At 54.2% G+C, this 8,772-nt stretch carries 8 protein-coding genes; all 8 read right to left on the bottom strand.

From position 1 onward, the window contains the following. Window positions 1–147: 147 nt before the first annotated feature. Window positions 148–1,065, bottom strand: a complete 918-nt coding sequence (locus ACR0K1_RS23645) for a MurR/RpiR family transcriptional regulator (protein ID WP_480616088.1) — start codon at window positions 1,063–1,065, stop codon at window positions 148–150. 62 nt (window positions 1,066–1,127) lie between these two features. Next, on the bottom strand, window positions 1,128–2,009 hold the full coding sequence (locus ACR0K1_RS23640) for a sugar phosphate isomerase/epimerase family protein (RefSeq protein WP_480852077.1): 882 nt from the start codon (window positions 2,007–2,009) through the stop codon (window positions 1,128–1,130). Between the two features lie 9 nt (window positions 2,010–2,018). Beyond that, window positions 2,019–2,804: an SDR family NAD(P)-dependent oxidoreductase gene (locus ACR0K1_RS23635; protein ID WP_480852076.1), complete on the bottom strand. Its 786-nt coding sequence runs from the start codon at window positions 2,802–2,804 to the stop codon at window positions 2,019–2,021. Window positions 2,805–2,807: 3 nt separating this feature from the next. Beyond that, complete coding sequence (locus ACR0K1_RS23630; protein ID WP_480852075.1) at window positions 2,808–3,803, bottom strand: ABC transporter permease; 996 nt, start codon at window positions 3,801–3,803, stop codon at window positions 2,808–2,810. An 11-nt stretch (window positions 3,804–3,814) separates the two neighbouring features. Further along, a complete protein-coding gene (locus tag ACR0K1_RS23625; RefSeq protein WP_480852074.1) occupies window positions 3,815–5,323 on the bottom strand; it encodes a sugar ABC transporter ATP-binding protein in 1,509 nt (502 codons plus the stop codon). Window positions 5,324–5,382: 59 nt separating this feature from the next. Then, window positions 5,383–6,426, bottom strand: coding sequence for a sugar ABC transporter substrate-binding protein (locus tag ACR0K1_RS23620; RefSeq protein WP_480852073.1), 1,044 nt, complete (start codon window positions 6,424–6,426; stop codon window positions 5,383–5,385). A 124-nt stretch (window positions 6,427–6,550) separates the two neighbouring features. Then, entirely contained in the window at window positions 6,551–7,855 is a 1,305-nt protein-coding gene (locus ACR0K1_RS23615) for an arsenate reductase/protein-tyrosine-phosphatase family protein (RefSeq protein WP_480852072.1), read from the bottom strand. Further along, a complete protein-coding gene (locus ACR0K1_RS23610; RefSeq protein ID WP_480852071.1) occupies window positions 7,852–8,772 on the bottom strand; it encodes a phosphoglycerate dehydrogenase in 921 nt (306 codons plus the stop codon). The genes ACR0K1_RS23615 and ACR0K1_RS23610 overlap by 4 nt, the downstream gene beginning before the upstream one ends.

The raw sequence follows: 8,772 nt of genomic DNA, 5'->3' as shown, positions 1-8,772 counted from the left end.
GAATAGGATCACATCTTTCGGATACTGTGCACCTTTGAAGGAAATCATGAGCTGGCTTTCGACTTGATACGACCGACGAGTCATTCACTCGCTATTTCCGAAAGCGTCAATGGCCGAAAGTTTGCAACGGAACCGCTCGGCGTCGCGCTAGTACCGCGTAACAGATGTGACGTTTGACGTCTTCTCCAAACCCTCCATGGCACTTCCGAAGTTTTTCACTGCGTAGATCGAATACAAAATGTCGATCATCTGAAGTTGCGCAATTTTGGAGACCATAGACTCATGGTAGTCTGCCGTGCCTGTCGCTCCTGTAACCGTTGGCGTGAACAGTTTGATATCTGAGTATTTCACAATGGGGCTATCAGTGAAGCTCGTTATACACAGCGTTCTTGCGCCTTGTTCTCGTGCGGCTTTGAGTGCATCTACAGTCGAAATTGTGCGACCGGAATTAGAAATACCAATCGCCAGGTTGTGGGGGCCAAGCGATGCTGTCGAAATCTGACGAACACCAAGATCGCGAAAGAACTGACAGCTCTTGCCGACGCGCATGAACCGCATCAATGCGTTTTCAACGCATATCATGGACGAGCCCATGGCAAAAAACGAAAGCGTATCTGCTTCCTCGATTGCCGCAACCGCGGCCTCAAATTGTCCAGAATGCGACCCGGCCATAGTGTCCTGAACAGTCATGGCATAACGCGCAGATACCTTGTCGATGATCGCTTTTGAATCGTCCGTTTCGGAAATATCTTCATAAACGTGCCGATCTGATCCGGAGGTCTCGGTCGCCTGAGACTGCGACAGCTCTTCTGCAATCAGGATTTTGAACTGCTGGAAACTCGACACATCAATTTCCCGCACGAAACGGGTAACCGTAGATTCCGACACGTCGCAGATTGTGGCCAGCTCCTTGATCGACATCGACTTCACTTTTTCCGGTTTTTTCAGAACCTGCTCTGCAATACGGCGCAAGGCCGGGTTGAGATATGCAGACATATAGCGAATCCGGCTCAAAATCCCGGTTGAGTGCGCACCATCCATATGATCGTCCTTGTTCGGTTCCATTCTTTCCTCATGCCGGACTTTGCTGTCGAACATGTAGCACGAAAGAAAATTTTATTGCATCCTCATTTATTCCAAGGAGAAACAGACAATTCCGCGGTCTGCATATGTGATTTAACAACAGCGTGGGCCGAAGTGGCGGCGTCTTTCGCGTCGAGCCAACCCTTCCGCCACAGGCTGACCCCTCCAACCAGGTCGGGGCCGAGGACTTCGGGTGAGAAGCTTTCAACGGTAAAATCGCCGGAATAACCCACATCTGCTAAGGCGCGGAAATATACACTCCAATTAAAATTGCCGGTCCCGAGAAGGCCACGATGGTTTTCCGCGACATGGGCGTAACCCAAAAGATCGGCGTTCCGCGAAATAACAGACGGCAAATCCGCTTCTTCAATGTTCATGTGGAACGTATCCATATGAATAAACATGTTGGCCGCATCGATTGACCGGATCATATCACCAGCCTGGTCCAGGCTGTTGATCATGTTTGATTCATATCGATTTACCGGCTCGAGTCCGAGCTTGACACCCAGATTGCCCGCCAATTTGTCCAGACGTGCCAATGCTGCCATAACAGCGGCTCTTTGTGCATTGGTTGGCGGCGCTGTGTAGTTGTTGAAGGCCGCGTAAGTGATCCCACTGACCGCCGGCACGCGGAGGTCGCTTGCTATTTCCAGGCAACGTGCAACGGTTGCTTCGCCGGCTTTGGCAATTTCTGGATTGGTGCTGGAAATATCCGCGCCCTGACTAAGGGCCATACCAAGTCGCAACTCAAGCCCAGCGTCTTTGACGACCTGGCCCGTCATTCCGGTATCCAGCGCCTCGGGATCAAAAATCAGCACCTCAAACAGATCGTAACCGATCTCGGCCGCAATACCTGTTGCCCTCTGCGCGGCTTCCTCGGTCCAGGTGTCTCCGAAAACAAGACTATGAATGCCAATCTTGCTCATCTTTTTCCCTTACCCAAAAATCGAACGGATTGTACCGCCGTCGGCCCGATGGCAGACCCCGTTCATCGCCGCATTTGTGGCCAGTTGCAGAACGCCGCGCCCATGCATTGCTGGGTCAATTAGTTTTTGCGGCAGATTGCCGGGCTGTACGTCACGGTAGAAGTCTTTTAAAGCAGCCTCGATCGTAGTGCCCTGATCATTAGCCAAACCTTCGAAGTAGCCCATCACCGACTCCGTTGCGGTTGTGCCAGGCATGTAACTCGTCACACGCACATCAGTGCCGCGTGTTAATTCGGATAGTGAACGGCTGAGGCCAAGCATCGCAGATTTTGTAGTGGAATAGGGCACCATATTACCGATCGACCGGATTGCGGCTTCGGAAGCAATGAAAACGATGCTTCCGGAGTTCCGATCTAGCATATCCCTCAGCACCAAACGGCTGATCCGGACAGACGTCATGATGTTGTGATCAAAATACTCCATCCAACGGTCATCGCTGACCTCGAAAAAGTCGTTCACATCGAACACGCCAATGTTGTTCACCAAGAACTTCACAGCTCCATGTGCTTTGGCGAACTCAAAGAGATCCGCTGCCCCTTTGGCACTGCGCAAATCGGCAACTAACCCGTGCGCACGTTGACCAATCTCGGCGCAGGCAGAGTCCAGCTTCGACTGCGTCCGACCGTTAATGATGACGGTGGCACCCTCGTCGTGGAAGGTCTGGGCGATTGCCCTGCCAATTCCAGTTGCACCGCCTGTAACGATGACGACTTTTCCTTTAACCCCGAAATCCATGGCTTACACTTCCTTTGTCTTGGCATTCAGAAACCCCGCGATCGATGCGCCTATTCGACTCCGCCAGACATCTACACCGACTGCGACCAGAATGATCAGACCGATGGTCAAGCTTTGCATCGAGGTGGTAACCGCATTTAGGTTAAGACCGTTTTGCACCACGATGATGATCAGCGCTCCTATCAAAGTTGAGATCACGCGCCCCCTGCCCCCGGCCAAGCTGGCGCCACCAACCACGGCCGCCGCAATTGCCTGCAATTCAATCAAGGTGCCATAATTCGGTGAACCAGAGTTCAAACGTGATGAAAGAAGCACAGCACCAACTGCCGCACAGAGCGCCGCAAACACAAATGCGATCAACCGCACACGGGCAACATTGATCCCTGAGAGTCGCGCCGCAGATTCATTCCCACCAACTGCATAGATCTCTCTTCCTAACCGGGTGTGCTCCATGATGATGGTGAAAAGCGTATAGGCGCCGACCACGTAGTAAAATGGCAGCGGCAAGCCCAGGAAAGTGCCATAGAACACTTCGCGCAATTCCGGTGACAGTGAAAAGGCAGGAGTGCCACCATTTAGGGTTAGGGCAAGACCCTTGAACGCTGATAGTCCGGCAAGGGTTACAATGAAGGCTGGAATACCGACATAGGCTACGAGAATGCCGTTGATGACGCCCAGCCCACAGCCGATCAGCAAGGTAAGAGGAATCGCGACCCAAAGCGAGAGCCCATAGGTCTTGATGAAAACCGCAAGACACATGGTAAGCAGTGCAATCATCGAGCCCGGTGACAGATCGATGCCACCGGTGATGATTACAATGGTCGACCCAATTGCCACAATTGACAGGATGGACACTTGCAGCGCGATATTGCGAAAGTTTTGCGGCTCCAAAAATGCGGGCGTGGTCGCGGCTACGATTACCACAATCAGTAGAAGTGCGATTAGCGGCCCAATGAACTCCTGACGTGCCAGACGTCCAAGAAAACTTGACTCACTCATGTCATTCCTCCTTAGGCCGCATCATGGGTCAGTTCCTGTGCGGATGCCTGAACCAGATGGGTGTGTGTCACGCGCGCTGCAGGCATGGTCTCGACGAGGGAGCCTTCGCGGATGATGCCGATACGATCGGACATCGCGATCAGCTCGTTATGATCCGAGCTGATAAGGATCACGGCGTAACCACGCGCTGTCAGCGCATTGATCAGATTGTAAACGGCGATCTTGGCACCGATATCGATGCCCTGAGTTGGCTCATCCAGGATCAGCACCCGGCTGTCGGCAAAGAGCCACCGAGCTATGACGATCTTTTGCTGATTGCCACCTGACAGCAGATTGACGAATTTCCTGGCCGCTGCAGGCGAGATCTCGAGCTGATCAATGTAGTCTTGTGCGACGTCTGCCTCAGTGCGTTTTTTTAGCAGAAACTGGCCGCGGATTTTGTCCAGCGCCGCTGCGGTCATGTTGGGGCCGCCATTGAAGTTGAAGAAAAGCCCGTCGAACTTGCGGTTCTCCGGTACCAACGCCAATCCTGCGCGAATTGCATCCTGCGGGTTGCGGATCCGCAGTGTCTTCCCGTCGATACTAACCTTGCCGCTTGTCAACGGATCAACGCCAAAGATTGCGCGGGCAATTTCAGTCCGTCCGGATCCGATGACACCGCCCAATCCGTAGACTTCTCCGGCATGCACATCAAAACTGACGTCTCTCACGCCGTTATCCGTCGACAGGTTCCGCGCGGAAAATAGAACGGTGTTGGTCGCATTGTTCTGTTTGGGATAGTGTTCGTCGATATCCTCTCCCACCATCTTGGAAACGATCTCATCGACGTCCAGATTGGTACCATTGGCGGTTGAGACGACCTTGCCATCCTTCAAAATCGTGGCTGAGTCGACCAATGAAACCACCTCATCCAACCTGTGGGAGATGTAAAGGATCGACACGCCGCGATCCTTCATGCGCCGTAGAAGCTGATGGAGAGCGATAATCTCTTGCTCGCCGAGCGCGGTGGATGGTTCATCCAGAATGAGCAGCGTTGCATCGATAGAGATCGCTTTGGCGATTTCGACCAATTGCTGCTCGGCCACCGACAATGTTCCAACAATGCGGTCCGGAGCAATTGCGATATCGAGCGAACCCAAGACCTCAGCCGCTTCACGTTTCATGAGTGGCCAGTTGACCAACGGCCCCCGCCGTGGATAACGGCCAAGAAATATATTTTCTGCCACTGTCAACGTAGGGGCGAGAGAGAACTCTTGAAATACGGTCGCAACGCCTTGCCCTCTTGCTTGGATTGGACTGGTGAGTTGGACCACATCGCCGCGCCTGCGGATCGTACCGGCGTCTGGCTGATGCACGCCGGACAGAATCTTGATCAGCGTCGACTTACCACAGCCGTTTTCGCCTAGTAGCGCATGAATCTCACCTGCATGCAGGCGGATCGAGATTCCGTCATTCGCGCGAACACCGGGAAAAGTTTTGGTGATCCCTTCGAGTTCCCAAAGTGGGGATTGATCTTGCATTGGAAGCCTCCTTCAAAAAACGGGGGCGGTTTCCCGCCCCCGACTCAGTTGGGGAGGTATCAATAATCCTTGGACGGCAGGGGGAAGAGGTCTTCAGGTGCTTGCAGAACCTGAACTGCATTGCCTTCATGCACGATCCGTGTCGGCGTATTCACATATCCGCCCTCGCTCTTCCCTTCGATCAGGTCGAGCACAAAGCAGGCTGCCTTGCGGCCCATGATGACGGGCGAAGTATCAGACGTGGCCGTCATACCTCCCGCCGCAATGTCCTCAAGCGCGCCTGTATCCCCGTCGTAGCCCAGAATGGAGATATCATCCCGACCAAGAGCTTGGGTGGCCAAGACAGCGCCCAAAGCCATGTAGTCGTTCGAGGCGTAGATCACTTCAACCCCAGGATTTGCCTGGATCAGGTCCATCGCCGCAGTGTTGCCTTTTTCGACGCTCCAGCCACCATTGATGCGCGCAACGAGCTCCCAGTTAGTGCCTTCAATTCCGTCGGCAAAACCACCGGCCCGTTCAGTCGCCAGATATCCCGGCTCGCCGTCGAGCACACCGACCTTTCGCGCTGCGCCATCGGCCTGCTCCATGGCCCAATCGGCCAAGGCGTGATTTACAGCCCGCTGGTTTACACCAACAACGCCATGTACCGGTGTCGGAAAGTCCGGGATGTCAGAGTTAATGATGACGACGGCCTTGCCAGCGTTTACCGCCTCTTCAACCAGGGGCGCCAACGCACTTTCGTCAAAGCTGATCAGGATAATGGCATCGACATCGTCACGGGCCGTCACATCCTGCAGCATGCCCATTTGACCTGCCAGATCACCTCCGGAATAGGGCGACAACAAGAAGCTATCAACTCCGTCGCGTGTTTCAGTGACGTCAGTGATGCCTTCGCCGAGCGCGATGTGGTAGTTAAATTCGGTTCCCATCGGCAGATAGGCGATCGTAATTCCGTCTTGGTCATTCTGGATCGTACCGGTTGCGGCTTGCGCACCTTCGTTCAGGGCCGTGGGGGCCGCATAGTCACACATGTCTTCGGCCCAAGCACCACCTGCGATGCCCACAAAAGCAACACTCGTCAGCAAGGTCTGTCTCAGGTTCATGTCGTTCTCCTCCAGTTGAACTTTGATCTCACCTTCTGGCGATTCCCTTCACCAGATTTCGTAAAATTCTGTTCCATTAGTCATAGTTTGTAAAGAATTTCCTTCTTTTTGAAGACAAATAAAATCAAATTCTCTTTGCGAGTTGAACACAAGCTGTTGATATTTCTGCGAAACATTTTTCAAACTCTGCCTCGCCAAAATCATATGGGTCCGCAATATCGTGGCGTTGACCTGGGCGGATCAAGTCACCAAGTCTCAAAACACGTGCCGTTGCATCCACGGGTGCGATCTCGGCAAGCGCGGTACAATTGTCCGCGTCCATCGCCAGGATCAGGTCGAAGTCACGAAAGTCCGCAGAAGTGATTTGCCGGGCGCGCTGCCTCGTTAGGTCCAACCCATGAGTTTTCGCGATGTTGATCGAGCGTTTGTCTGGCGCACACCCCACATTCCAATTCTTGATTGCCGCGCTGTCCACAACCCAGTCCGAACGATGCTTCAACAAATCTGCCAAAATGCCCTCTGCCAACGGCGACCTGCAAATGTTGCCACGGCAAATCGCCAGGATCTTTCGAGGTGTCCCGGCTGACTTGGACCTCACAACATAACGTTTCCCCAATTCCACAAGACGCACACGCGAACAGTCAGCGTTTTTGCTTAGCCATTTTTGTCCAACGTCTCGGTCGAGTGTGTTGAAGTCGAACAGATCTAAATGGTGCCCCAGCATGGACCCTGCCCCAACCTCCTCGGTCAACGCAACAGCCTCTTCCAAAGTGAGGTTTCCGGGCACACCATTGCTTGCGCGGACTTTATCGCGGCCGTTCACAGGTAAGAGGACAAGATCAACCAAGAGAGGAGCAACCGATTCGACCAGCCCTGGAAAAGGAATGGTATCTCCGGAATGCCAGATCGTCGCGTCTGGACCTCTTAGGGCGTAGCCCAGAAATTGCGCGTTCCCCTGGCCGTCGCGGCTCAACGTTTCATGAGCCGCTGGCGTAGCAAACAGCGTCACGCCGCCCAAGTCCAACCACTCACCGTCATTGACGGCAACCAAACAATCTTGCGAAACTCCACGTTCCGTGGCGCGCGCGACCTCCGATCTGGGCACCACGACCTTCGCCTCCGGGTTTGCCGCAAGGAGCGGAGGAATAGTGCCCGGGTCCATATGATCGGTGTGCCCGTGGGTGCAAAGTAACCAATCAATGCCTTCCAAATCGCCGGGTCCAACAGGAGTTTGGGTCATTCGGAAATGTGGGAACTTTTGACCCTTGTATTTTTCTGCCAGGGAATCCGACAGATAAGCGTCGATCACGATCCGCAACCCACCCATTTCGATCAGGAAACCCGCCTGCCCCAACCACCAGACAGCTGCCCCCGAGCTTGGGCAGCCCAGCGTATCGGGAGAGGGCCAAGGATCGCTCGTGATACTCATTGCTCCAAAACTTTCAGCAAATTGTACACGGCGGTTTCTGTGGCGCGCGTAACGCTTTCCTCAGTGAACCCACCGGCATGAGGGGTCATGATCACTCGGTCGTGCGACAAAAGGTTGGACAGCTCTGGAGGTTCTTCCCGGAACACATCCGTCGCAAGACATGAGACTTTCTCGCTCTCCAATCCCGCCAGAACCGCCGCGTCGTCAAGGAGTTCAGCTCGTGCGGTATTGATGATCAGGACGCCGGACTTCAAACGTGCAATGACACTTGCATCGATCAAAGGATTTTCTGAAGGCGGGCAATGCAAAGTTATGGCGTCTGACCTTTCAAATACCTCGTCCAAAGATGCCTGCCGATAGCCTTCCGGTGAAAAACCTTGCGGAGGATAGGGATCATGTCCCAGGACCTTCATTCCCAAACCGATGGCAATACGCGCCACGGTCTGGCCGATGGCACCGCAGCCAATGACACCCAGCACGCGGTCTTCGGCTTCAACCCCTTTGCGGCGTTCCCACTTGCCCTGATGCAGCATAGCGTCGGACCATGGTACATGACGGAACCCCGCCAACATGAGCGCAATGGCAAGCTCTGCCACGCCGCGCGCATTGGTTCCTGCGGCACGTTCAATGGCAATGCCGTGGCGTTGGGCAGCGGCCAGGTCGATGTTGTTCACGCCAACTCCGTTGCGGCTGATCACGCGCAATCCGTCTGCCTGATCAAGAACCCGAGCCGGAATCTGCTCCACTCCGGCCAGCCAGCCGACGCAACCCGGCACTGAAGACAACAGCGCATCCTCGGAAGGTGTCTGCCCCGGTGCGGGAAAGACAAGCTCATATCCCTGATCAGTCAGCAAAGACAAAGCGGGATGGCCCGCGCCCGAAAGCGAGCGCGGCGTGATTGCAATTTTAGATGTCAT

The sequence above is a fragment of the Ruegeria sp. F5 genome, from assembly GCF_056533845.1.
Note: the sequence above shows the minus strand (reverse complement) of the source record. Positions and strands in the feature narration are given on the sequence as shown.

Coding starts and splice junctions, on each gene's coding strand:
- ACR0K1_RS23635 (WP_480852076.1), bottom strand. CDS start 2,804: ATGGATTTCGGGGTTAAAGGAAAAGTCGTCATCGTTACAGGCGGTGCA.
- ACR0K1_RS23620 (WP_480852073.1), bottom strand. CDS start 6,426: ATGAACCTGAGACAGACCTTGCTGACGAGTGTTGCTTTTGTGGGCATC.
- ACR0K1_RS23640 (WP_480852077.1), bottom strand. CDS start 2,009: ATGAGCAAGATTGGCATTCATAGTCTTGTTTTCGGAGACACCTGGACC.
- ACR0K1_RS23645 (WP_480616088.1), bottom strand. CDS start 1,065: ATGGAACCGAACAAGGACGATCATATGGATGGTGCGCACTCAACCGGG.
- ACR0K1_RS23615 (WP_480852072.1), bottom strand. CDS start 7,855: ATGAGTATCACGAGCGATCCTTGGCCCTCTCCCGATACGCTGGGCTGC.
- ACR0K1_RS23610 (WP_480852071.1), bottom strand. CDS start 8,772: ATGACATCTAAAATTGCAATCACGCCGCGCTCGCTTTCGGGCGCGGGC.
- ACR0K1_RS23630 (WP_480852075.1), bottom strand. CDS start 3,803: ATGAGTGAGTCAAGTTTTCTTGGACGTCTGGCACGTCAGGAGTTCATT.
- ACR0K1_RS23625 (WP_480852074.1), bottom strand. CDS start 5,323: ATGCAAGATCAATCCCCACTTTGGGAACTCGAAGGGATCACCAAAACT.